General features: G+C 66.8%; 22 protein-coding genes. 11 read left to right on the top strand and 11 right to left on the bottom strand.

Annotation, left to right across the window (positions count from 1 at the left end; all coding sequences use genetic code 11):
- Nucleotides 1–26: 26 nt before the first annotated feature.
- The 3 genes from KYT87_RS10790 to KYT87_RS10780 all read right to left on the bottom strand — a co-directional run bounded on the left by KYT87_RS10790 (nucleotide 27) and on the right by KYT87_RS10780 (nucleotide 1,225).
- Nucleotides 27–188, bottom strand: coding sequence for a hypothetical protein (locus KYT87_RS10790; protein ID WP_006218955.1), 162 nt, complete (start codon nucleotides 186–188; stop codon nucleotides 27–29).
- An 87-nt stretch (nucleotides 189–275) separates the two neighbouring features.
- Nucleotides 276–566, bottom strand: coding sequence for a hypothetical protein (locus tag KYT87_RS10785; protein WP_219992220.1), 291 nt, complete (start codon nucleotides 564–566; stop codon nucleotides 276–278).
- A gap of 2 nt (nucleotides 567–568) precedes the next feature.
- Nucleotides 569–1,225 (bottom strand): hypothetical protein, encoded by a 657-nt coding sequence (locus KYT87_RS10780; RefSeq protein WP_219992219.1) that lies wholly within the window; start codon nucleotides 1,223–1,225, stop codon nucleotides 569–571.
- A gap of 42 nt (nucleotides 1,226–1,267) precedes the next feature.
- Here KYT87_RS10780 and gspG point away from each other — a divergent pair, with 42 nt between their 5' ends.
- The 8 genes from gspG to gspN are packed head-to-tail and all read left to right on the top strand — an operon-like array spanning nucleotide 1,268 to nucleotide 6,735.
- Nucleotides 1,268–1,696: a type II secretion system major pseudopilin GspG gene (gene gspG / locus KYT87_RS10775; RefSeq protein WP_046804609.1), complete on the top strand. Its 429-nt coding sequence runs from the start codon at nucleotides 1,268–1,270 to the stop codon at nucleotides 1,694–1,696.
- Complete coding sequence (gspH, locus tag KYT87_RS10770; protein WP_046804608.1) at nucleotides 1,668–2,156, top strand: type II secretion system minor pseudopilin GspH; 489 nt, start codon at nucleotides 1,668–1,670, stop codon at nucleotides 2,154–2,156. The genes gspG and gspH overlap by 29 nt, the downstream gene beginning before the upstream one ends.
- On the top strand, nucleotides 2,143–2,658 hold the full coding sequence (gene gspI, locus KYT87_RS10765) for a type II secretion system minor pseudopilin GspI (RefSeq protein ID WP_255594060.1): 516 nt from the start codon (nucleotides 2,143–2,145) through the stop codon (nucleotides 2,656–2,658). The genes gspH and gspI overlap by 14 nt, the downstream gene beginning before the upstream one ends.
- Nucleotides 2,655–3,275, top strand: a complete 621-nt coding sequence (locus KYT87_RS10760) for a prepilin-type N-terminal cleavage/methylation domain-containing protein (protein ID WP_219992218.1) — start codon at nucleotides 2,655–2,657, stop codon at nucleotides 3,273–3,275. The genes gspI and KYT87_RS10760 overlap by 4 nt, the downstream gene beginning before the upstream one ends.
- A complete protein-coding gene (gspK, locus tag KYT87_RS10755) occupies nucleotides 3,272–4,258 on the top strand; it encodes a type II secretion system minor pseudopilin GspK (protein WP_255594058.1) in 987 nt (328 codons plus the stop codon). Before KYT87_RS10760 ends, gspK begins: the two co-directional genes overlap by 4 nt.
- Entirely contained in the window at nucleotides 4,255–5,343 is a 1,089-nt protein-coding gene (gene gspL, locus KYT87_RS10750; protein ID WP_255594057.1) for a type II secretion system protein GspL, read from the top strand. Before gspK ends, gspL begins: the two co-directional genes overlap by 4 nt.
- Complete coding sequence (gspM, locus tag KYT87_RS10745) at nucleotides 5,340–5,939, top strand: type II secretion system protein GspM (RefSeq protein WP_219992216.1); 600 nt, start codon at nucleotides 5,340–5,342, stop codon at nucleotides 5,937–5,939. Before gspL ends, gspM begins: the two co-directional genes overlap by 4 nt.
- Before the next feature lie 37 nt (nucleotides 5,940–5,976).
- Entirely contained in the window at nucleotides 5,977–6,735 is a 759-nt protein-coding gene (gspN, locus tag KYT87_RS10740; protein WP_219992215.1) for a type II secretion system protein N, read from the top strand.
- Nucleotides 6,736–6,766: 31 nt separating this feature from the next.
- Here the strand turns inward: gspN and gspE are convergent, their stop codons facing one another.
- Nucleotides 6,767–8,194 carry a type II secretion system ATPase GspE gene (gene gspE, locus KYT87_RS10735; protein WP_219992214.1) on the bottom strand — a complete coding sequence of 476 codons (1,428 nt, stop codon included), beginning with the start codon at nucleotides 8,192–8,194 and terminating at the stop codon, nucleotides 6,767–6,769.
- On the bottom strand, nucleotides 8,191–10,602 hold the full coding sequence (gene gspD, locus KYT87_RS10730) for a type II secretion system secretin GspD (RefSeq protein ID WP_219992213.1): 2,412 nt from the start codon (nucleotides 10,600–10,602) through the stop codon (nucleotides 8,191–8,193). The genes gspE and gspD overlap by 4 nt, the downstream gene beginning before the upstream one ends.
- Before the next feature lie 180 nt (nucleotides 10,603–10,782).
- Here gspD and gspF point away from each other — a divergent pair, with 180 nt between their 5' ends.
- Nucleotides 10,783–11,988, top strand: a complete 1,206-nt coding sequence (gene gspF, locus KYT87_RS10725) for a type II secretion system inner membrane protein GspF (protein ID WP_046804648.1) — start codon at nucleotides 10,783–10,785, stop codon at nucleotides 11,986–11,988.
- 94 nt (nucleotides 11,989–12,082) lie between these two features.
- On the opposite strand, the gene KYT87_RS10720 is transcribed toward gspF, so the two are convergent.
- From KYT87_RS10720 to KYT87_RS10710, 3 genes are all read right to left on the bottom strand, one after another.
- On the bottom strand, nucleotides 12,083–12,421 hold the full coding sequence (locus KYT87_RS10720) for a P-II family nitrogen regulator (protein WP_046804601.1): 339 nt from the start codon (nucleotides 12,419–12,421) through the stop codon (nucleotides 12,083–12,085).
- 138 nt (nucleotides 12,422–12,559) lie between these two features.
- A complete protein-coding gene (locus tag KYT87_RS10715; protein WP_046804600.1) occupies nucleotides 12,560–14,626 on the bottom strand; it encodes an NAD(+) synthase in 2,067 nt (688 codons plus the stop codon).
- Between the two features lie 69 nt (nucleotides 14,627–14,695).
- Entirely contained in the window at nucleotides 14,696–16,066 is a 1,371-nt protein-coding gene (locus tag KYT87_RS10710) for a mechanosensitive ion channel family protein (RefSeq protein WP_046804647.1), read from the bottom strand.
- A gap of 152 nt (nucleotides 16,067–16,218) precedes the next feature.
- Here KYT87_RS10710 and argH point away from each other — a divergent pair, with 152 nt between their 5' ends.
- Complete coding sequence (gene argH / locus KYT87_RS10705; protein WP_219992212.1) at nucleotides 16,219–17,640, top strand: argininosuccinate lyase; 1,422 nt, start codon at nucleotides 16,219–16,221, stop codon at nucleotides 17,638–17,640.
- 81 nt (nucleotides 17,641–17,721) lie between these two features.
- Here the strand turns inward: argH and KYT87_RS10700 are convergent, their stop codons facing one another.
- The gene (locus KYT87_RS10700; RefSeq protein WP_319305777.1) at nucleotides 17,722–17,961 is read right to left on the bottom strand and encodes a hypothetical protein; all 240 of its coding nucleotides are present in this window, start codon (nucleotides 17,959–17,961) and stop codon (nucleotides 17,722–17,724) included.
- Between the two features lie 196 nt (nucleotides 17,962–18,157).
- Here KYT87_RS10700 and KYT87_RS10695 point away from each other — a divergent pair, with 196 nt between their 5' ends.
- Nucleotides 18,158–20,176 carry a PEP/pyruvate-binding domain-containing protein gene (locus KYT87_RS10695; protein ID WP_219992633.1) on the top strand — a complete coding sequence of 673 codons (2,019 nt, stop codon included), beginning with the start codon at nucleotides 18,158–18,160 and terminating at the stop codon, nucleotides 20,174–20,176.
- Between the two features lie 124 nt (nucleotides 20,177–20,300).
- Here the strand turns inward: KYT87_RS10695 and lpdA are convergent, their stop codons facing one another.
- Together lpdA and KYT87_RS10685 are read right to left on the bottom strand one after the other, a co-directional pair.
- Nucleotides 20,301–21,704, bottom strand: a complete 1,404-nt coding sequence (gene lpdA / locus KYT87_RS10690) for a dihydrolipoyl dehydrogenase (RefSeq protein WP_219992211.1) — start codon at nucleotides 21,702–21,704, stop codon at nucleotides 20,301–20,303.
- Nucleotides 21,705–21,706: 2 nt separating this feature from the next.
- Nucleotides 21,707–23,161: a dihydrolipoamide acetyltransferase family protein gene (locus tag KYT87_RS10685; RefSeq protein ID WP_219992210.1), complete on the bottom strand. Its 1,455-nt coding sequence runs from the start codon at nucleotides 23,159–23,161 to the stop codon at nucleotides 21,707–21,709.

Genomic DNA, 23,161 nt, shown 5'->3' with positions numbered 1-23,161 from the left:
TGGCGCGTCCTTACCGCGCCCGCCGATCAGCGCTTACGGCCTGCGGGACGCCCCATCTGCTTGCGTCCCGCCATGTTCGACAGGGAAGATCCCGTCGGCTTTTGCGTGGCGGCAGCCAGCTTCTTCTGTTGAAGCGCCTTTTCAACCAACGCTGCCAAACCAGTCGAAGACTTCTCTTTTGTAGCCATTACCGCTCCTTGTAGAAGGGCCATGGTAGCAGGCGGGAGGCTTGCACCGATTCCCGCCGCTGATGGCGATGACACTATCGGGCCCATTCACGGGCTTCGATCAATATTCCGGTGTGTGCCCAACCGCCGCAGAATCGCCACGGAACCGTCCATTTCAAATGTGATTTGCCAGGACTTGTTGGCCAGCACGTCTATTTTCAGGATGCGCGGGTCAAAGCAGCCGGTGATCGAGTGCATTCTCAGCTTGCTAGGTTGCGGGCAACGCATCAAATCGCGAATGGCGTTCTTTGCGGCATTCTGGATTTCAACAGGAGCCCGGCGAAAGTCACGGTCGAAAGTCTCTTTTCTGGACAGCGCCCTGATCAGTATGGCCGCCAAATCTATTGACCCAAGGACTTGAGGAACGCCTCGACGTCGTCCTGGGGCCCGCCCGTGACCACCGCCGCCGCGTCGGCGTCATTTTCCATCACGGCCCATTTCAAGTCGTGCAAATGGGAAAAGGCATCCTTGACCTGAATGATTGCCTTGACGAATGACTCCACCACCCCATCGCTGTCACGAAGTTGACGATCCAGCGAGGCGGCCAGGCGCTTTTCCTCCAGTGTGCGGCCTAGCTCCGCCACCACATCCAGCGTTTCGTCAAACGCAGCCTGGAATGCGCCATCAGGATCCAGGGGCTGCCGTTCGTTTGCGGGCGCACGGCAGATGGCGTAGGCAACATCGGCGGCGTTTCTTGAAATGGCTTCAAAGGTATTGGCCAGCACTTCGTTGCTGGCCACGGTGTCTTCGATAGCGCGCAGCAAGTGCAGCGAACGGTTGCTGTCGGCCCTGGCGCCCTCGACAATGAAGGCGACCAAGCCGCTATGAGAAATGATGGACCGCATGAGCGCTTCCCTTTTATCGGCGTCTTGCGACCCGAAGCAAGACATTCGGAAAGTATAGACACAAAGCCGAAGCCGCCACCAGTTGTGGGAAGCCGCAATGCCCGGGGTTTTTGCCGCCGCCACGCCAACGCAAGCATTACTGTCATATTTCATATCCACAATCCCGGGCTTCTACTAGAAGACCGGAGTCGTAAAGTGCGTCAGTTACCGCGCGGGCTTGCCCGTCAGCAAGGTTTCACCCTGATCGAGATCATGGTGGTGATTGTGATCATGGGAATCTTGGCGGCCCTGATTGTGCCGCGTGTGCTGGATCGCCCGGACCAGGCGCGCCAGGTGGCGGCGCGGCAGGATATTGCGGGCATCATGCAGGCGTTGAAGCTGTACCGGCTGGACAACGGCCGCTATCCGAGCACCGCGCAGGGCCTGCGCGCGCTGGCTGAAAAACCGGATGGCGCGTCGAACTGGCGCGGCTATCTGGACAAGCTGCCCAATGACCCTTGGGGCCATCCGTATCAATACCTGAGCCCGGGCGTCAAGGGCGACATCGACGTGTTCTCGTTTGGCGCCGACAACAAGCCCGGCGGGGAAAGCGGCGATGCCGACATTGGTTCCTGGGAACTCTGAACGCGGCTTCACGCTGGTCGAGGTGCTGGTGGTGCTGGTGATCGTGGCCATCGCGGCCAGCATGGTCAGCTTGTCGATTGGCAAGCGCGACAACGGCCTGCGCACCGATGCGCAGCGGCTGGCGGACGCGTTCACCGTGGCGCAGAGCGAGGCGCGCAGCGATGGCCGGTCCATCCGCTGGTTGGCCGGCAACACCGGCTGGTCGTTTGAACGCGCGGGCCGCCCACCCGGCCCCAGCGCCCAGGAAAACGTGGTCGTGCCAGTGGATCGCCTGGAAGGCGACGACATGCTGCGCCCGCAAACCTGGCGCGCGGGTGCCGTGCAACTGCGGCTGACGCCCGATCGCCCGTTGGTGTTCAACACCGAATGGGTCGCGGATCCGATCACCCTGACCCTGCACGCGGGCGATGCCACGGTCACCCTGCAACGCGACGCCGCCGGCCGTTATGAAATCCACTAGATTTTCCTGCCGCGCGGGCGAACGATGCGACGTGGTCGTTCCCACGGACGGGGACGCCGTGCCAGATACGGGCGGCTCGCCAGAGGCCGCCGCCCGCCTCGATATGCCCCGCGCCATCCCCGCCCGCGCGCGCCGTGAACGCGGCTTTACGCTGATCGAGGTCTTGGTGGCGCTGGCCATCATCGCCGTGGCGATGGCCGCCGCGCTGCGCGCCACGGGCGTCATGACGGCCAACAACCGCGCCTTGCAGGACAAAACGCTGGCGCTGCTGGCCGCGCAGAATGCCTTGACCCAATTGCGCCTGGAACAAAGCCTGCCGCGCGCCGGCTCGCAAACCGTGCCCTGCCCGCAAGGCGGGCGCGCGTTGCAGTGCGAGCTGGTCTTTACCAATTCCATGAACCGCAGCTTCCGCCAAGTGTCGGTCAACGTCCACGATGCCGGCTCCGCCCGCCCGGACGCCGTGCTGCTGCAATTGGACGGCCTGCTGTCCAGCCTGCGATGACGATGCAACGCCCCGTTTCGCGCGCCGCCCGCCAGGCGGGCTTTACGCTGATCGAAGTGCTGGTCGCGTTGGCGCTGATGGCGCTGGTCAGCCTGATGGCCTGGCGCGGGCTGGCCAGCGTGTCCAGCGCGCGCGACTGGATCGAGCAGCAAGCCGAAGACACCGACGCCATCGTCCGCACGCTGGGGCAGATGTCGCGCGATGTGGAACTGTCTTATTCCGGCCCCGGCTTTGACGCAGCAGGCAAGGACGCCGTCACGCTGACCAGCGGCGTGCGCCTGCTGCGCCAAAACCAGGGCGGCCAGACGCTGGAACTGCTGCGCCCCGACCCGGACGGCAACGGCCTGTGGCAACGCGTGCAGTGGCAGGTGCGCACCGACGGCTTGTGGCGCGTCAGCGGCCCGCCCACGCCGCGCAGCCCGCTACCCGCGGCCGTCAATGGCGTGCTGCTGCTGCCTGGCGTCAAGACATTGAGCCTGCGCGCCTGGGTACCCGGCGTGGGCTGGGCCAACGCCAACGCCAGCTTCGGCGCGCCGCCCACCGGCATCGAAATCGCGCTGGAACGCGGCGCGCCCGGCCAGCCGCAACGCTACACGCGCATCCTGGAGCTGCCATGATGCGCCGCCGCCACACGCAGCAAGTTGCCCGCCCACGCGGCCCGCGCACGCAGCAACAGGGCGCCGCGGTGATCAGCGCGCTGATCATCGTTGCCATTGTTGCCGCCTTGACCACCAGCCTGTTCCAGCGCCAGACGGCCAGCACGCGGCGCGTGGAAAACGAAATGGCGCGCGTGCAGGCGCGCGTCATGCTGGCGGGCGGCATCGATTGGGCGCGCCTGGTCATCCGCGATCACGGCAAGCGCGAAGCCACGACGCGCGGCGACCAGATCTGGGCCACGCCGATCCTGGACACGCGCATCGAGCGCCCGGGAGACGATCGCGTCGCCGTGTTCTCGGGGCGCGTGCAAGATGAACAGGGCAAGTACAACCTGAGCAACCTGGCGCGCAATGGCGTGCCGCAACCCGAGCAGGAAAAGGTGTTGCGCCGGCTGCTGGCCGCGCAGCAACTGCCCGATACGCTGGCGCCGCGCATCATCGACATCATTGCCATGGCGCAGCCGCCCGCCCTGCCGGCCGATGCGCCGTCCGCTCCCAACGGCCAACCCGCCACCGCGCCGGACGCGCGCGCGCCGCTGCCGCGTGGCGTGGATGACATCGCCGCGCAGCTGGGCCTGGAACCGACGGTGCGCGACGAGATGCGCCGCACCATGACCGTGCTGCCCATCGCCACCAGCGTCAATGTCAATACCGCGCCCGCCGAGGTCATCGCGGCGTTGGTGCCCGGCCTTTCGCTGGGGCAGGCGCGCGCGCTGGCGGGCGAGCGGGATCGCGGCAACTGGTTCAACAACGCGGGCGACTTTGGCAACCGTCTTGCCGGCACCGGCGTGGACGCGCCCGCCCCCACCGTCACCACGGCCAGCGGCTGGTTCCTGGCCAGCGGCACCGTCGTTTACGAACGCGCCCGAGTCGCCATGCAAGCCTTGGTGCGCAGCGCCCCGCCCGCTGCGCCCGATACGATATGGACAAGAGAAACCCCTTGAAAAACGCCTTGCGCATTGCGCTTGCCCCTCTGGACGAATTCAGCGCGGATTCGCCGCTGCCCTATGCCTGGTTCGACCGGCGCGGGCGCTGCGCGCAGCAGGGCGAACTGCCCTTGCACGCGCTGGGCAACGCCTATCCCAACGCGGTGTGCGAAGCCGTGCTGCACCCGCGCGACGTCATCGCCACCACCATCCGCATTCCGGCCGTGCCGCGCGCGCGCTTTGCCGCCGCCGTGCACGGCGCGCTGGAACCCCTGGTGCTTAGCGACCTGGAGGCGCTGGCCATCGGCTTCAGCCCGCGCGCCGCGGATGGCAGCGTGGCATTGGCGTGGTCGCCGCGCGAACCGGTACGACGCGCCTGGGCGTTGTTGAGCACGCACGGCCTGCGTGTCGACGCGCTGATTGCACCGCAGACGCTGGGTACGACAGTGGCCGGTCCGTCCTCGGAGCCGTCCGCCCCGCTTTCCTCGACCCAGTCCTCGACCCTGTCCTCCCCCGCTTCTTCCGCCTTCGACGCCGATCTATCCGCCACGCCCTTGCGCGATCCGGCCGACCCGCGTTGGCTCGCGCCGTCGCCCTCGTGGTCGTTGGCCATGCCACGCCTGGCGCCGGTGCGCGCGTCGCGCTGGCGGCCCGTGTGGCGCTGGGGCGCGGCCGCGGCGGTGGTCTGGATTGCGGGATTGAATCTTTACGCCTCGCGGCTCAGCGCGGAAGCCGACGCGCTGACGGCGGGCATGCGTCAACAGGTGCTGGCCGCCTTTCCGGACCTGCCCGTCGTGCTGGACCCGGCGCGGCAGGCGCAGCAAGGCCTGGACGCGCTGCAAGCCAATCGCGGCGCGGCCAGCGCGGGGGACTTTCTGCCCCTGGCACGCGCCGCCGCCCAAACGCTGCCCTTTGCCGCCGACAAAGTCGCGCGGCTGACGTACGCCGATCAAGCGCTGACCCTGCAACTGGCCGACGCCGGTGCCGACGCGCAGCGCGTCTCCGAAACGCCCGCGCTGATCCAGCAAGCCGCGGCCCTGGGCCTGAAGCTGGAACGCGGCGACACCGATAACACCTGGCGCATCACGCGCAAACAACCATGACCGCCATTGAACGCCTGCATCGCCATTGGCAAACCGCCGCCGGGACGTTGCGCAAAACCGTCGACCCCACGCTGACCCGCGCGCGCCAGCGCTACCAGGCGCTGGCGCCGCGCGAGCGACGGCTGGTCACTGTCGCGGGCGCGCTCGTCGGCGTCGCCGTGATCTTCGTCACGCTGATCGAACCGCCCCTGAAAACCGTGCGCAAGCTGCAAGCCGAGCTGCCCGCGCTGCGCGGCCAGGCCGCCACCGTGGCCGACTTGACGATGCAAGCCCGCGCCCTGCGGCAACGCTCGGCCACGCCGGTCGCCGTTGCCCCCACGCCCGCCGAAATAAGCGCCAGCCTGGAAGGCGCGGCGCTGCCGGCGGCGATGTGGTCGCTAGGCCAGCCCGAATCCGGCAAGGGCGTGCGCTTGACGTTGAACCAGGCGCCCTCGTCCGCGCTGCTGCGCTGGCTGGATGGTGCCGCGCGCGATTGGGGCCTGCAAACACAGCAAGTGGAATTGACGCGTGCGACCAATCCCAATGGCCGTCCACTACCAGGCCTGGTCAATGGCCACATCACGTTAACCACCGCCGATGCGGGGGCAAGCCACTGATGCCGATCCTTTCATTTGCCATGCCGGGTGCCCGCTGATGGCGCGCATCCCTTTCAACAAGCGGACTGCCGGCCTGTGGCTGGCCGGCAGCGTGTGTTTCCTGGCGGCCGCCGCAAGCGTGCTGCCGGCACGTTGGCTGTTGGCGATGCAGCCGGATGACTCCCTGGTTTCGCTCGCGGATGCCAGCGGTACGTTGTGGCAAGGCAGCGCGTGGGTGGCGCTGGGGCCACCGGGGTCGCAGCGCGTGTTGCCGCAACCCGTGCAATGGCAGTGGCGCTGGGATGCGATGGCCCTGGACATCACGCACCCGTGGTTGCAAGGCCCGCTGCGCGCGCGCGTCGGCTGGGCCGGCGTGTCGTTGCCCGCGCAATCCCTGCGTGTGCCGGCCACGGTGTTACCCGCGCTGGGTGCGCCCTGGAACACGCTGGCGCCCGACGGCATGCTGGAGATCAATTGGCAAGCGCTGCGCCTGGGCGGGGATTTGCCCGCGGGCAATATCGCGGACCTGCGCTGGCGCAACGCCGGCACCGCGCTGACCTCCATCACCCCCGTGGGCACCTACCTGTTGCGTCTGCAAGGCGCGGGAAAGTCTGGCGCTACATTGGCGCTGACGACCGAGAGCGGGCTATTGACGGTAACGGGCCAAGGCACGGCCGGCCCACGCGGGGTGCGCTTCGATGGCAAGGCGACGTACGCGCCCGGGGCCACCGACGCTCAGCGCGCCGCGCTGGACGGCCTGATGTCCACCCTGGGCCGCCGTTCTGGCGATACGGTCGTCTTCAGCAAGGGTAAATAGCAAAAAAAAAAGCAAAAAGCAAAAGGCGCCATCAAGCGTCGCGCGTCACCCGCACAATTTCCTCGGGCGACGTCTGCCCGCTGTCGACCCAACGCTGGCCGTCTTGCCGCATCGTCCGCATGCCCGCGGCCATGGCGGCCTGGCGCAATTCGCGTTCGTCGCGGCCTTCGTGGATCAAACGGCGCGCGTCATCGTCCACCGTGAACAGTTCGTGGATGCCGGAACGGCCGCTGTAACCCGTGTGATTGCACGTCGGGCAACCCACAGGGTGAAACACGCGCACGCCATCCTGCATCGACGGCTTCTTGCATTCCGGACACAGCTTGCGCACCAGCCGCTGCGCCAGCACCCCCAGCAGCGACGAAGCCAGCAGAAAGGGTTCCACGCCCATGTCCGTCAGCCGCGTCACGGCCGAGACCGCGTCGTTGGTGTGCAGCGTCGCCAACACCAGGTGACCGGTCAGCGACGCCTGCACCGCGATCTGCGCGGTTTCCAGGTCGCGGATTTCGCCGATCATGATCACGTCCGGGTCCTGCCGCAAGATGGCGCGCAGCGCCAGCGCGAAGCTCATGTCGATCTTGGCGTTCACCTGCGTCTGGCTGATGCCCGACAAGTCGTATTCGATGGGGTCTTCCACCGTCAGGATATTGCTGGTGGCAGAATCCAGGCGGCTCAATGCCGCATACAGCGTGGTGGTCTTGCCGCTGCCCGTCGGCCCCGTCACCAGCACGATGCCGTGCGGCTGCCGGATCAAGCGGTCCAGCTGCGTCAGCACATCGGGGCACATGCCCAGGCGTTCCAGCTGCAAGCGCCCCGCCTCTTTGTCCAACAGGCGCAGCACCGCGCGTTCGCCGTGGCCCGTGGGCAAGGTCGACACCCGCACGTCAATCGGCCGGCCGCCCACGCGCAGCGCGATGCGCCCGTCTTGCGGCAAGCGCTTTTCGGCAATATCCAGGTGCGCCATGATCTTGATGCGCGATATCAACGCCGCGTGCAGCGCCTTGCGCGGTGACACCACGTCGCGCAACGTGCCGTCCACGCGATAGCGCACCACCGAGTGCGTCTCAAAAGGTTCGATGTGGATATCGCTGGCGCCATCGCGCGCGGCCTGGGCGAACAGCGCGTTGATCATGCGGATCACCGGCGCATCGTCCTGCGCTTCCAGCAGGTCCGCCACTTCGGGCATGTCCTGCAACAGGCGGTCCAGGTCGATCTCGTTTTCGGCCACGCCCATGACGGACGCGGCATCCTCCGAATGGCTGTAAGCCGCCGTCAACAACGTTTCCAGCGCCTCGTCATCCACCTGCGCCAGCGCCACCTCGCCATGGCAACGGCGTATCTCGCGCACCGCCCATTCCGGCGTGCGCGGGCTGACGGTCAGCTGCGCCTGCCCCGCGCGCAGCGACAGCACGGCGCGCTGCGCCCGTGCCCAGGCATAGGGCAAGGGGTGCGCGCTCATAGCAGCGACTCGGGGTCCACCGCCACGCTGTGCATCAGCGCGCCGGACACGCGGATCGGGCGCGCGGCATCGCGCGTGGGGTTCGCGCCGGGATACTGCCGCACGGCAAACGACTGCACCGTGGTGGGCGGCGGGCGGCGCAGCGTGTCGGCCTGCTGGTCGGGGCGCAGGTCATAGGCGTTGTTGGACACCGACGGCGCCGAGCCCGGCGGCGGCAACATCGGCGCCTGCATATCGGGCAGCGCCCAATGCTGGCCCGGTTGCGCGGAGCCCTGCGCGCGGCGCATGTAGTCGTAGCGGTCCATCGTGACGCTGGCGCTGCGGTTGGCGTCGCGCACCACGTAGGGGCGCAGGAACACCATCAGGTTGGTCTTGGTGCGCTTGCGCGTGTCGTAACGGAACAGCGAACCGATCACCGGCAGCGAGCCCAGGCCGGGCACGCTGTTGGACGTCAACGTCACGTTGTCTTCCAGCAAGCCGCCCAGCACGATGATCTGGCCATCGTCGATCAGCACGCTGGTGTCGATGGCGCGCTTGTTGGTCACGATGCCCGTCGTGGCGTTCGAGCGGCTTTCGTCGATGCTGCTGACTTCCTGGTAGATGTCCAGCTTGACCGCGCCGCCTTCCGAAATCTGCGGGCGGATGTTCAGCTTCAAACCCACGTCTTCGCGTTCGATGGTCTGGAACGGATTCGAACTGCCGTTGCTGCCCGACGTGACATATTGGCCGGTCACGAACGGCACGGTCTTGCCCACCAGGATGCTGGCCGACTGGTTGTCCAGCGTCAGCAGGTTCGGCGTGGACAGGATGTTGGCTTCGCCCGTGTTCTGCATGGCGCGAGCCAGCACGCCCAGGTTGATGACCTGGTTGCCCAACACGTCCACCGTGCCCTTGACCACCCCCAGGCTCAGGCCGCTGCCCAGGGCGTCGATCGACGTGGGCCCGGTGCCCGTGATGCCGCTGCCGCCCAGGTTGGTGCCGCCGATAAAGCTGGTGCCGTTGCTGTTGATGTTGCCCGCGCCCGTCATCCACTGGATGCCGAATTCAGCGGCCTTTTGTTCGCTGACTTCAACGATCAGGCTTTCCACCAGCACTTGCGCGCGACGTTGGTCCAGCTGGTCGATGACTTCACGCAGGCTGCGGTACAGCGGTTCCGGCGCGGAGATGATCAGCGAATTGGTGGCCGGGTCGGCCTGGATGGTGGCGCCGCCGGCCGAATACGACACCGCTTGCGAGTTGTTGTCTTCCCGCGCGATGCGCTCTTGCTCGCCCGACAAGCCACCCTTGGACGAGCCCGACATTGCCCCCATGCCCTGCCCCGCCGGCGCGTTGCCGGCAGACGTGTTTTGCGCCCGGGCGCCGTTCTGCGCGCCGCCCGTGTTGCTGCTTGCCGCGCCGCCCGAGGCGCCGGGCGCCGCGTTGGCCTGTCCGGTCAGCAAGCCGCCCAACACTTCGGCGATGCGCGTGGCCTGCGCGTTGCGCATGTAGACCACGTGCAGATTGCCGGCGCGGTTTTGCTGCGCGTCCAGCTTCAGGATCAGGTCGCGCGCCAGCCGCGTGCGCGCCGGGCTGCCCGAGCGCACCAGCACGCTGTTGCTGCGCGGGTCGGCCACCACGGCGATGCGTTGCGTGGGGTCGCTGCTTTGCGTGTCCAGCAATTGCGAGGCCAGGATGGCGATGTCGGTGGCAATGCCGGACTGCACCGGCACCACATCGGTGTCGATGGAGCTGGGCACGTCGATGCGCGCGATGACTTGCGCGATGCGTTCCAGGTTGTCGGCGTAGTCGGTGACTACCAGGGTGTTGTTGCCCGGGTACGCGTTGATCGGGTTATTCGGCGGCACCATGGGGCGCAGCACCGGCACCAGGTTGGCGGCGTTTTCGTACTTCAGCGGGAACACGCGCGTCAGCATCTCGCCGCTGCTGCTCGAGCCCTTGGCGAACGCGGACACGGGCACCGGGCCACGCGCGGCGTTGCCGGCCGGCGCGCCTGCTGCCGCCTGTGCGGGACGCGCCTGAGCTTGCCGCGCCTGGGTCGGCGGCGTGTTGCCCACCACCGCGCTGCCTTGCAGCTTGGCGTCGGCTTCGGGCACCACGCGCGTCACGCCGTCCACATCCACAATTGCAAAGCCTTGCAGTCGTAGCGCACCGGTCAGCATGGCCAGCGCCTGTCCGCTATCCACGGGTCGGTCCGACACCAGCGTCAGTTTGCCCTTGACGCGAGGGTCCACCAGAAAGTTGCGCTGGGTGAACAACGACAGCGCGCGCAACACGGCGGGGATGTCGGTGTCGACGAAATTCAAGCTGACACGGTTGTCCGTTTGTTGAGCATGGGCCGTGCTGATCGCCGGTCCGATTTGGCTTGCGATGAGCAAGGCGGCAAGGCTGAATTGCGCGATGTGACGCATGACGAGATAGGTGCCTTCAGACGTGAATGCAAGTGTGAAAAAACGTGAAATCGCGTCGGAGTATACGGGGTGACAGTGCAACACTACGGTCATATTTGACATGCAACATACGGGCTGCAAACCCTTTAAATTCGGGGCTTTTGCGCGTTTTTGATTTGCGCGCCGCCCCCTGCTTTCGCCATGCCTTCCTATCGATACGAAGCCACCGACGCGCTGGGCAAAATCGTGCGCGGCACGATCGATGCCGACACCGAGCGCGGTGCCCGCAACCAGCTGCGCGGCCGGGGCTTGCTGCCCTTGTCCACCGCATCGGCGGCGCGCGCGCAAGGGCTGGGTGCCAGCTTGCGCACGCGTTTGTCGGATGCGGACCTGGCCTGGTTGACGCGCCAGTTGGCCAGCCTGCTGGCCGCGCGCCTGCCGCTGGACGCCGCGCTGTCGGCCACGCTTGAACAAGCCGAGAAAAAACACATCGCGGCCACGCTGGGCGCGGTGCGCGACGACGTGCGCGCCGGCCATCGCTTGTCTACCGCGCTGGCCGCGCGGCCGCGCGACTTTCCCGAGATCTATCGCGCGCTGATCGGCGCCGGTGAAGAATCCGGCGACCTGGCGCAAGTGATGGAAAAGCTGGCGGACTACATCGAGGAACGCAACACGCTGCGCAGCAAGGTGATGACGGCGTTCATCTACCCGGCCGTGGTCGCCAGCGTATCGGTCATCATCGTGATCTTTCTGCTGGGCTATGTCGTGCCGCAAGTGGTGTCGGCGTTCAACCATGCCAAGCAGCAGCTGCCGATGCTGACGCGCGTGATGCTCGCGCTGTCGGACTACGTGCGTGAATGGGGTGCGGTGACGGGCGCGGTGCTGGTGGCCGCCATCGTGCTGTGGCGCTACACGCTGCGCGCGCCGGCCGCGCGTCGCGCCTGGCATGCCCGCGTGTTGCGGCTGCCGCTGGCGGGCCGCTTTGTGCTGGGCGTGAACGCCGCGCGCTTTGCGTCGACGTTGGCCATTCTGTGCGGCAGCGGCGTGGCCTTGTTGACGGCGCTGGAAGCCGCGCGCCGCACCTTGGGCAACGATGTGCTGCGGCTGGCGGTGGATGAGGCGTCGGCCCGCGTGCGCGAAGGCGCGGCGCTATCGGCCTCGTTGGGCGCGCAGAAGGTGTTCCCGTCGCTGCTGGTGCACCTGATCGCCAGCGGCGAGAAAACCGGCCGCTTGCCGGAATTGCTGGATCGCGGCGCGCAGAACCTCTCGCGCGACCTGGAACGCCGCGCCATGGCGATGACGGCGTTGCTTGAACCGGCGCTGATCCTGCTGATGGGCGGGTTCGTGCTGCTGATCGTGCTGGCGGTGATGATGCCGATCCTGGAAATGAACCAGCTGATCCGTTAAAAAAACAGAGGGCTAAAAAGACCAAGGCGCCCGCCCCGGTGATGGGGCGGGCGCCTTGGACGTTCAGCCGTTGGCGGTCAACCGGCGGCGCGGATCACAATGCCTCTTCGTCGGCTTCGCCGGTACGGATGCGGATGGCTTGCTCGACGGGCGACACGAAGATCTTGCCGTCGCCGATCTTGCCGGTGCGCGCGGCCTTGACCACGGCTTCGATGGCGGCTTCGACCTGGTCGTCGGGCAGCACGACTTCAACACGGATCTTGGGCAGGAAGTCCACCACGTATTCCGCGCCCCGGTACAGTTCGGTATGGCCCTTCTGGCGGCCGAAACCCTTGACTTCGGTGACGGTCAGGCCGCTGACGCCGACTTCGGCCAGCGCCTCGCGGACTTCGTCGAGCTTGAAGGGTTTGATGATGGCGGTGACTTGTTTCACGTTGGGCGTCCTGGGTTTTTGATGTGTTGCGGCGCCCTGCCCACCGCTTGCGAGGCAGCCAGGGCGCGATGAATAAGAGAATACCACCGGGGCCCGCCGTGCAAACGGGCGGCCGGCGTCATTGCGGGAGAACCCCGATCAGGCGTCGGGCGCGGCATCCGGGATGCGTTCGGCGTCGCGCATCCACACCACCGATTCCGAATCGCTGGGCGCGCGCCAGTCGCCGCGCGGCGACAACGAGCCGCCCGAACCGACCTTGGGCGCATTGGGCACGCAGGTGCGCTTGAACTGGGTTGTACGGAAAAACCGGTCCAGGAAAATCTTCAGGTTGCGCTTGATGGCGGCCAGGTCGTACTGGTTGCGCGCCACGTGGCCGGCGTCCGGCCAGGCGCCCGCTTCGCGGTCACGCCAGGCGGCCAGCGACAGGAAGGCCACCTTGGTGGGCGCAAACCCATAGCGCAGCGTGTAGTACAGGTTGAAGTCCTGAAGCTCGTACGGGCCGATGGAGTCTTCGCTTTTCTGCACGGGCTTGTCGTCGGCGCCACCCGGCACCAATTCCGGGCTGACGTCGGTGCCCAGCACGTCCAGCAGCACGCCGGCGCCGTCATCGCCCAGCCGGCCGGATTCCGCCACCCAGCGCACCAGGTGCGTGATCAGGGTCTTGGGCACGCTGGCGTTGACGCTGTAGTGCGACATGTGATCGCCCACGCCGTACGTGCACCAACCCAGTGCAAGTTCGCTGAGGTCCCCGGTGCCGATGACGATGGCGTTGCTGAAGTTGGCGATGCGGAACAGGTGATTGGTGCGTTCGCCGGCCTGCACGTTTTCAAAGGTGATGTCGTAGACCGGCTTGCCTTCCGCGTACGGGTGGCCCAGGTCTTTGAGCATTTGCAGGCAGCTGGGGCGGATGTCGACTTCGGACGCCGTGCAGCCCACCACCGCCATCAGGCGGCGCGCCTGTTGCAGCGTGCGGGTGCTGGTGGCAAAGCCGGGCATCGTCACGGCCAGGATGTTGGACCGGGGCAGGCCCAGCGTGTCCATGGCCTGCGCGCACACCAGCAGCGCGTGGGTGGAATCCAGCCCGCCGGAAATGCCGATGACCACCTTGGACATCTTGCTGGCCGACAGGCGCTGGGCCAGGGCCTGCACCTGGATGCTATAGACCTCTTTGCAGCGGGCGTCGCGCTGTTGCGGATCGGCCGGCACATACGGAAAGCGCGCCACGCGGCGCTCAAGCGGCAGTTCGGCATCGTCCAGCGGCGGGTTTACCGGCACCGGCACCGAACGGAACTTGCGCACTTCGTCCTGATGGCGGCGCACGGACTGGCCGAACGTGGTCTGGCGCATGCGTTCGCGCGACAGGCGGTCCAGGTCCACATCGGAAAACAGCAGGTGCGAATGGTTCAGGAAGCGTTCGGATTCGCCCAGCAGTTCGCCGTTTTCATAGATGATTGCCTGGCCGTCCCAGGCCAGGTCGGTGGACGATTCGCCCCGGCCGGCCGACGTGTACATATAGGCCGACAGGCAGCGCGCGGACTGCTGCGCCACCAGCTGATGGCGGTATTGCGATTTGCCGACGACGATATTGGACGCCGACAGATTCACCAGCACGGTGGCGCCGGCCAGCGCGGCGAACGAGGATGGCGGGATTGGCACCCAGACGTCTTCGCAGATTTCGACGTGGAACTGGAACAGCGGCAGCTTTTCCATCTGGAACAGCAGCTCGGGCCCGAAGGGCACGGTCTGACCCAGCAAGACGATGTCGGTGACGGCCGCGCAGTCGGCGGCGCTGAACTGGCGGGCTTCGTAAAACTCGCCGTAGTTGGGCAGGTAGCTCTTGGGCACCACGCCCAGCACGCGCCCGCCCGCGGCCACCACGGCGCAGTTGAACAGCTGGTGGGACACGCGCAGCGGCGCGCCCACGATCACGGCGATATCCAGTTCGGCCGTGGCCGCCACCACCCGCGCCAACGCCTCTTCGCATTCATCCAGCAAGGCTTTCTGGTGGAACAGGTCGTCGCAGGTGTAGGCCGACAGGCCCAGCTCGGGAAACGCCACCAGCACCGCGCCGCCCTGGGCGGCCTGCTGGGCCAGTTCTATGGTTTGCGTGGCGTTGAAGGCCGGATCGGCGATGCGGCATTCGGGCACGCCGACCGCCACCCGGGCGAAGCCGTGGGAATACAGGTTGAAGAACGGGTTCGACATCGGGGGTTCGCCTGGGGTCAATGAAGACTAAATTCCAACGCGCGGATTATCTCATGGCGACCGGGCCGGCTACGGCTGGCCGGGCACCTTGCCGTCGCTGGGGCCACGCTGCGCCGACGCCGCGCCGTGCCCGTCGGGCAAGACCAGCCCGGGGCGCTCGCGTTCGGCCGCCAGCGCGGCCTGGATCGCGCTTTCGCGCAGCTGGCTGCCCATGGCGCCAAAGTCCGCGCCCGACGGCTGCTGGTACAGGCGCAGGCCCAGTTCGGGCAGGATGGCCAGCAGATGGTCGAAGATATCGCCCTGGATGCGCTCGTATTCCACCCAGGCGGTCACGGCGGTAAAGCAATAGACCTCGACGGGAATGCCATCGGACGCCGGTTCCATCATGCGCACCATCATGGCCATGTCCTGGCGCACTTCGGGGTTCTGTTTCAGATAGGCCAGGCCGTAGGCGCGGAACGTACCGATGTTGGTCAGCCGACGGCGGTTGGCCGGCACGCTGGCCAGTTCGCCCATGGTCTGGTTGGCTTGGGCGATGTCCAGCGTCTTGGCTTGCAGATAGTCGTGCAACAGGCGAAACCGCATCAGTTGCCGGGCTTCTTCGTCGGTCAGAAAGCGCACGCTGGCCGCATCGATGCGCAGCGTGCGCTTGATGCGACGGCCGCCCGATTCAAACATGTGACGGTAGTTGCGATAGCTTTCCGAGAACAGTTTGTAGGTCGGCACCGTGGTGACCGTGTTGTCCCAGTTCTGAACCTTGACGGTATGCAGCGCAATGTCCTTGACGAAGCCGTCCGCGTTGGACTGCGGCATTTCGATCCAGTCGCCGATACGCAGCATGTCGTTGCTGGTCAACTGCGTGCTGGCCACCAGGGACAGCAGCGTGTCCTTGAATACCAGCAACAGCACGGCCGACAGCGCACCCAGGCCCGAAATCATCCACAGCGGCGAGCGGTCGATCAGGATGGAAAGCACCAGCACGGTGCACACGGCCATCAGGACCAGCTTGCCGATCTGGATATAGCCCTTGATGGACCGCGTCTGCGCCCGGGTGGTCGCCGAATACGTGTCCTGCCAGGCGCTCAACACGCCCGAGAACGCCACGAACACGCAGATCCACGCGCCCGCATGCGCCAGCCGGCCCACCACCGACACCGCCCGCTCGGCATGCGGCACCAGGCCGATGCCCATCGACACCACGGCAAACGGCACGGCGTACCACAGGTTTTGATAGGCGCGGCGGCGTTGCAGGGCCTTGTCCCAGTCGCCCCGGCCGCTCAGGACCAGCACCCGGTGCGCCAGCAGCAGCACCACGCGCGCCACCACCCACTGCACGAACAGCGCCGTCAGAACCAGCACGCCGGCGCCGACCAGCGTCTGCGCCCACGCTTCGTGCGGCATGTGGGCGTCCAGCTGGGTCACCAGTTCTTCCCATTCCATGGGCATATGTCTTGTACTCGCTCTACGTTCTTGAAACCAACGGGGGATTATCCGACAAGTGGCGTGCGACGCGCGTTCCCGTCCCCAAAAATCGCGGCCCCGCCGCCCACGCGTGCGCCGGCTTGTCGGCAGGCCCTATAATTCCGCCCATCATGGCAAACACTCCCTCCCCCGATCAAAACCAGTTCGCCAACAAGGCGCAGGCTTGGTCCGCCCGGTTCTCGGAACCGGTATCCGAACTCGTCAAACGCTATACGGCGTCCGTGGATTTCGACAAGCGCCTGGCGCGACACGACATCCAGGGCTCGCTCGCGCATGCGGACATGCTGGCCGCCCAGGGCATTATCGGCGCCCAGGACCTGGCCGACATCCAGCGCGGCATGACGCAGATCCTGTCTGAAATCGACGCCGGCAGCTTCCAATGGCTGCTGGATCTGGAAGACGTGCATCTGAATATTGAAAAGCGCCTGGTGGAACTGGTGGGCGATGCGGGCAAGCGCCTGCACACCGGCCGGTCACGCAACGACCAGGTCGCCACCGACATCCGCTTGTGGCTGCGCGACGAAATCGACAACCTGCAAGACCTGCTGCGCCAGCTGCGTCATGCGCTGGCCGCCGTCGCGCTGGATAACGCCGGCACCATCATGCCCGGCTTCACCCACCTGCAAGTTGCCCAGCCGGTCACCTTCGGCCACCACCTGCTGGCCTACGCCGAAATGTTTGGCCGCGACGCCGAGCGCCTGGCCGACTGCCGCCGCCGGGTGAACCGCCTGCCGCTGGGCGCCGCCGCGCTGGCTGGCACGTCGTTCCCCATCGACCGCGAACGTGTCGCCAAGACGCTGGGCTTTGACGGCGTGTGCCGCAATTCGCTGGACGCCGTGTCCGACCGCGACTTCGCCATCGAATTCTGCGCCGCCGGCGCGCTGATCATGACGCACGTGTCGCGCCTGTCCGAAGAGCTGGTGCTGTGGATGAGCCCGCGCGTGGGCTTCATCGACCTGGCCGACCGTTTCTGCACCGGCAGCTCGATCATGCCGCAAAAGAAAAACCCCGACGTGCCCGAGCTGGCCCGGGGCAAGACCGGCCGCGTCAACGGCAACCTGGTCGCCCTGCTGACCCTGATGAAGGGCCAACCCCTGGCCTACAACAAGGACAACCAGGAAGACAAGGAAGGTCTGTTCGACACCGTGGACACCGTGCGCGACACGCTGACCATCTTCGCGGACATGGCTGCCGGCATCAAGGTCAAGGCCGACAACATGCGCGCCGCCGCCCTGCAAGGCTTTGCCACCGCCACCGACCTGGCCGACTACCTGGTCAAGCGCGGCGTGCCGTTCCGCGACGCCCACGAAGTGGTTGCCCACGCCGTGCGCGACTGCGAACAACGCAATTGCGACCTGGCCGACCTGTCCACCGACGAGCTCAAGGCGTATCACGCCCAGATCGGCGACGACGTCCACCACGTGCTGACGCTGGAAGGCTCGGTTGCCGCCCGCAAGCACATCGGCGGTACCGCCCCCGAACGCGTCGCCGAAGAAGCCCGCCGCGTGCTGGCGGAAACGGCCCGAGGCTGATTCCACCGCCCAGCGGGTTGCGGTAAAGACAAGGCCCCCGGTTGGGGGCCTTGTTGCGTTCAAGGCATGCAGGCGTATCGGCTACGCGATGGACACGTCCAGCCTGCGGCCCAGGGTCTCCAGCGCCGCTTCGACCTGTTCGATGCGCGACGAATGCCGCAGATTCAACAGGCGATCAACCTGGGGCGTATGAACGCCCAGACGTCGAGCCATCTCGGCTTTGCGAACCCCTTGGCGAATCATTTCGTTGGACAGGAACACTTTGCTGGTAACCACGGCGGGCAAGGTGACAGAGTGCTGCCCGTTCATCGGTTGCGACACTGGCAGCCTCGGGAAAATCGGGAAAGAGCACCAACAACGTACCGTTCGTGTCGGGAGTCAGCGTGGGACCGATTCACCCCCCGGCTCACACGCTTGGCCACACCTGGAAACATCCCACTACGGGCCGGCCTGGCGGCTCCGATATGATCGCAACCTCTTGCGACCCGCCTCCTTTTTTGATGCGCCCCAATCCTTGATGCGCCCCACTGCCGCCTTACGTCGTCCCGGCCCCCCGCGCCGGCCGAAACTGCTTGTGCTTGCCCTGGCCGGGCTGCTGGCCGTCGGCTGGGGGCTGGCTGCCCAGGCGCAGACGGCGCGCAAGCCGTCGCCCTACGAAAACCAGCGCCCGTTGCGCCCGGATGAACGCGAAGCCAGGCTGGCGGAAAGCGCCAAGCGTGGCGGGCCAGGGTTTCTGGGCCAGATCCGCACAGAGGCCGAATTCCAGCAGTTGGCGCGCGTCTACAACGCCGGGACGCCGCTGGAGATTCCCCATGTGTTGTTCGTGATTGATCGGCAGCGCGGCGACCGCATCTACTACCTGGACACGCCGCGCTACACCTTGCACGAGAACTTTGCGCGTGAACGCCAGCTGCTGCCCGGCATGGACAAGGCCACGTTGATTGCGCAGTACAAGGACCCCGACCGGCGCCTGCTGTTCGGCACGCTGAGCTGGCAGCGGGACCTGCCGGGCTACACCTATGAATTTTGGGAAGGCGACCGGGTCACGCCCACGCTGCTGCGCCTGACCCAGGACAAGCTGCACAGCACCTTTTACGAGCCGGTGCGCTTCAAGGCGAATTCCACGATGCATGAGCAGACGGCGCAATCGGCCGGGCTGGCTTTCGTGACGCAAGAGGCGCTGCTGCGCGAGCAGACCTTTCTGCCGCTCAATACCGGCCGCGCACAGGGGCGTCTGCGTATTGTGAAGTCGGTGGAGGATACGCCCGACCTGGCGCCGACCGACATCGTGGTGCTGGACGAAGTGCCGGTTGCGCTGCCGCCTGTCGCCGGGCTGGTCACGCAACGCCCGTCCACCTTGTTGTCGCACGTGAATCTGCTGGCCAAGGGGTGGCGCATTCCCAATGCGTATGTGCGCGACGCCGTGGCCGTGCTGCGCGAGCATGATGGCCAATGGGTGCAATTGACGGTGAACAGCAACGGCTATCACGTCGAGCGCATTGCGCGTCCGGACGCGGGCTCGTTGCCCCCGCCGCCGCGCGCCGCCGTGGCGCTGCCCAAGCCCGACCTGTCGGTGCGCGCCATCAAGCCGCTGACCGGCATGGCCACGCGCGACAGCCGGCATTGCGGCGTCAAGGCCGCAAACCTGGGCGCGCTGAAAGCCGCCCTGCCGCCGCTGGCCAGCGTGCCGGACGGCTTTTGCATACCCTTCGCGCAGTACGCCGGGTTCATGGATCGACTGGGCGTACCCGAACGCATCGCGGCGCTGGAACAGCGGCCCGACTTTATCGGCGACGCCAATGTGCGCCGCGCCGAACTGGCCGCGTTGCGCCAGGACATCGTCAACGCCCCGCCCGACACCGCGCTTGCCGACGCCTGGCGGGAACGCTGGAGAACGCAGTTGAAGGGGCGCGGCGTCTTCGTGCGTAGTTCGTCCAATTCCGAGGATTTACCGGGGTTCAGCGGCGCGGGCCTGTACACCACGGTGCCGAACGTGACGCAGCCGGATGCCTTGGCGAAAGCGGTGCAGACGGTGTGGGCGTCGGTCTACAACTTCGAGGCCTACGAAGCGCGGCGCGCGGCCGGCATCGGCCAGGGTGGCGTGGTGATGGCGGTGCTGGTGCAGTCGGCGGCGGCCTCGGACAGTTCCGGCGTGATGATCACGCGCGACCCCTTCGATGCCTCGCGCCGCTACGTGACGTACATCTCGGCCAAGCGCGGCCTGGGCATCAAGGTGGTGGAAGGCAAGCGCCAGGCTGAACAGCTGATGTATTCGACGTGGTCCAAGGCGGTGCAGGTGCTGAGCCGGTCGGCCGAGGATACGCAGCTGGTCGCGGACGCAGCCGGTGGCGTGCGTGAAGTACCCATCGAAGGGTCTAGGCAGGTGTTGAACGATGCGCTGGTCGCGCGGCTGGCGGCCGTGGGCAACCAGATCAAGCTGCGCTTGGGCAACGTGGACCAGGATATCGAATGGGCCGTGCAAGGCGACAACATCATCGTGCTGCAAGCCCGGCCGTATATCGACGGCGGCCGTTGAATTGATTACGGCGGGCAGCGGCCGGTAAAGACAATGACGCCCGGCAACGGCCGTTAAGGACGACTACGGCCGGCAGCGGCGTTTGCCCCTACCGGCCGTGCATCTATCCGCGCACCAGGCCGCGTCAGATGTGCAGCGCGTGGCCCAGCGCTTTTAACGCGGCTTCCTGAACGGCTTCGCCCAGCGTCGGATGCGCGTGGATGGTGCCCGCCACGTCTTCCAGGGTGGCGCCCATTTCCAGCGACTGGCCGAACGCCGTCGACAATTCCGACACGCCGCGTCCCACCGCCTGCCAGCCCACAATCAGATGGTTGTCGCGCCGGGCCAGCACGCGGACAAAGCCGTCGGTGGACTCCAGCGTCATGGCGCGGCCATTGGCGGCAAACGGGAAGGACGCGGCCAGGCAGTCCAGCCCCGCGGCCTGGGCATCATCGGGCGACAAGCCCGCCACCACGACTTCCGGGTCGGTGAAGCACACGGCGGGAATGGAGGCCGGCTGAAAGTGGCGGCGCTTGCCCGCCACCAGTTCCGCCACCATCTCGCCCTGCGCCATCGCGCGGTGCGCCAGCATCGGTTCACCGGCGATATCGCCAATGGCCCAGACGTCGCGCATCGACGTGCGGCATTGGTCATCGATACGCAGCGCATTGCCCTGGCGGTCCAGTTGCAGGCTTTCCAGGCCCCAACCCTGCGTGCGCGGCCGGCGGCCCACGGCGATCAGCACGCGGTCGGCCGGCAACAGGGTTTCGGCGCCTGACGCATCCTGGATGCGCACCGCATCGCCCGCGCCGTTCAGGCCCAGCACCTTGCGGCTCAGATGCAGCGACACACCCATCTTGGTCAGCGCGGCGGCGACGGGCTTGGTCAGTTCGGCGTCGTAGGTGGGCAGGATGCGGTCCTGCGCTTCCACCACGGCAACTTGCGCGCCCAGTTTGCGGTACACGGTGCCCAGTTCCAGGCCGATATAGCCGCCGCCCACCACCACCAACTGCTTGGGGATGGACGTGGGCGACAAGGCCTCGGTGGACGACACCACCATGCCGCCAAACGGCATCGACACCAGCGGCGTGGGTTCGGACCCGGCCGCCAGCAGCAGGTGTTCGCACTGGATGCGCAAGGTGCCGCCGTCGGCGGTGGCCACTTCGGCCGTCTTGCCGTCCAGCAGGCTGGCCCAGCCCTGCACCACCTGCACGCCGTTTTTCTTCAGCAGCGCGCCCACGCCGCCCGTCAGCTTGCCCACGATGCCGTCCTTCCAGGACACCGTGCGCGCAATGTCGATGGCGGGCTGGGATACCGAGATACCCAGGGCAGACTCGCCTGCGTAGTGACGTGCCTTGTCGAATTCCTCGGCCGCGTGGATCAGCGCCTTGGACGGGATGCAGCCGATGTTCAGGCAGGTGCCGCCCAGCTGCGCGCCTTCGACCAGGATGGTCGGCACGCCCAGCTGGCCGGCGCGGATGGCGGCCACGTACCCGCCGGGGCCGCCGCCGATCACCAGCAAGGTCGTTGTCTTTGTGATCTGGCTCATGCTTACTCCACGAAAAGCAGCGCGGGTTGTTCCAGCAGCGCGCGCACCGCCTGGATGAAGCGCGCCGCGTCCATGCCGTCCACCACGCGGTGGTCGAACGACGACGACAGGTTCATCAGCTTGCGCGCCACCACGGCGCCGTTGCGGAAGGCGGGCCGTTCAACGATCCGGTTCACGCCGACGATGCCGACCTCGGGGTGGTTGATGACCGGCGTCGTGACGATGCCGCCCAAGGGCCCCAGGCTGGTGATGGTGATGGTGGACCCGGTCAGCTCGTCGCGCCCGGCCGTGCCGCTGCGCACCGCTTGCGCCAGGCGTCCGATCTCGGCGGCCATGGACCACAGGTCGCGCGCTTCGGCGTGTCGCATCACGGGCACCATCAGGCCGCCATCGCTTTGCGTCGCGATGCCGATATGCACGGCGCCGTAACGCGTCACCACGCCACCTTCGTCGTCATAGCGCGCATTGATCTGCGGAAAATCACGCAACGCCACGACCATGGCGCGCGCCAACAACGGCAGCAAGGTCAGCTTGCCGCGCGACTCGCCCCATTTTTGGTTGAGCTGCACGCGCAGGTCTTCCAGTTCGGTCACGTCGATTTCCTCGACGTAGCTGAAGTGCGGAATGCGGCGCTTGGACTCGGCCATCTTCTGCGCGATCTTGCGGCGCAATCCGATGACGGGCACCACGTCCTGGTCATGGCGTTCCACGTACGCCGACCCGCCGCGCACCGCGTTGCCTGTGCCCTGCGATTGCAGATAGGCGTCCAGGTCTTCGTGCATGACCCGGCCGGCCGGGCCGCTGCCGGCAACAAAGCGCAGTTCGATACCCAAGTCCCAGGCGCGCTTGCGCACGGCGGGCGAGGCCAAGGGTTTATCGCCCGGCTGGCGCGGCACGGCGGGCGCGGCGGAAGAAGCGGATGCGGATCGCGCGGCTTGTTGCCCGGGTTGATGCCCCGCTTGTCGAGAAGATTGCGCACTGGCTTGTTGATTGCCTTTGGGCTGGGCCGGTGCGGCAGCCGAGGCAGACGCCGGCGCCATGGACGCGGCGATCTGGCCCGCGATGCCGCCAGCTTTCGCGCCGGCAGCCCCGCCAGCATTCCCGCCAGCTTCAGCCTGCGCGGACGTGGACGCCGACGCGTCGCCGCCTGCCGGCTTGGCCGGTGCCGATGCGCCCTGCCCCGGCGCGCCCGAGCCCGGTCGCACATTGCCCTCGCCTTCCACTTCCAGGCGAATCAATTCCCCGCCCACGGCCATCACCTGGCCCACGTCGCCACCCAGCGCGATCACTTTGCCGACGACCGGCGACGGGATTTCCACCGTGGCCTTGTCGGTCATCACATCGGCCAGCGGCTGGTCTTCGGCTACCGTGTCGCCCACCTGGACGTGCCAGCCCACCAGCTCGACCTCGGCAATGCCTTCGCCGATGTCGGGCATCTTGATGATATGAATGCCCAT

Source organism: Achromobacter sp. ES-001, from assembly GCF_019448355.1.
Classification (GTDB): domain Bacteria; phylum Pseudomonadota; class Gammaproteobacteria; order Burkholderiales; family Burkholderiaceae_B; genus Achromobacter; species Achromobacter spanius_B.
This window is presented reverse-complemented; position numbering and strand designations above follow the sequence as displayed.

Coding starts and splice junctions, on each gene's coding strand:
- gspF (WP_046804648.1), top strand. CDS start 10,783: ATGCCTTCCTATCGATACGAAGCCACCGACGCGCTGGGCAAAATCGTG.
- KYT87_RS10780 (WP_219992219.1), bottom strand. CDS start 1,225: ATGAAATATGACAGTAATGCTTGCGTTGGCGTGGCGGCGGCAAAAACC.
- KYT87_RS10695 (WP_219992633.1), top strand. CDS start 18,158: ATGCGCCCCACTGCCGCCTTACGTCGTCCCGGCCCCCCGCGCCGGCCG.
- KYT87_RS10760 (WP_219992218.1), top strand. CDS start 2,655: ATGACGATGCAACGCCCCGTTTCGCGCGCCGCCCGCCAGGCGGGCTTT.
- KYT87_RS10710 (WP_046804647.1), bottom strand. CDS start 16,066: ATGGAATGGGAAGAACTGGTGACCCAGCTGGACGCCCACATGCCGCAC.
- KYT87_RS10790 (WP_006218955.1), bottom strand. CDS start 188: ATGGCTACAAAAGAGAAGTCTTCGACTGGTTTGGCAGCGTTGGTTGAA.
- gspN (WP_219992215.1), top strand. CDS start 5,977: ATGGCGCGCATCCCTTTCAACAAGCGGACTGCCGGCCTGTGGCTGGCC.
- KYT87_RS10715 (WP_046804600.1), bottom strand. CDS start 14,626: ATGTCGAACCCGTTCTTCAACCTGTATTCCCACGGCTTCGCCCGGGTG.
- gspE (WP_219992214.1), bottom strand. CDS start 8,194: ATGAGCGCGCACCCCTTGCCCTATGCCTGGGCACGGGCGCAGCGCGCC.
- argH (WP_219992212.1), top strand. CDS start 16,219: ATGGCAAACACTCCCTCCCCCGATCAAAACCAGTTCGCCAACAAGGCG.
- gspD (WP_219992213.1), bottom strand. CDS start 10,602: ATGCGTCACATCGCGCAATTCAGCCTTGCCGCCTTGCTCATCGCAAGC.
- gspI (WP_255594060.1), top strand. CDS start 2,143: ATGAAATCCACTAGATTTTCCTGCCGCGCGGGCGAACGATGCGACGTG.
- lpdA (WP_219992211.1), bottom strand. CDS start 21,704: ATGAGCCAGATCACAAAGACAACGACCTTGCTGGTGATCGGCGGCGGC.
- gspM (WP_219992216.1), top strand. CDS start 5,340: ATGACCGCCATTGAACGCCTGCATCGCCATTGGCAAACCGCCGCCGGG.
- KYT87_RS10685 (WP_219992210.1), bottom strand. CDS start 23,161: ATGGGCATTCATATCATCAAGATGCCCGACATCGGCGAAGGCATTGCC.
- gspK (WP_255594058.1), top strand. CDS start 3,272: ATGATGCGCCGCCGCCACACGCAGCAAGTTGCCCGCCCACGCGGCCCG.
- gspH (WP_046804608.1), top strand. CDS start 1,668: ATGCCGACATTGGTTCCTGGGAACTCTGAACGCGGCTTCACGCTGGTC.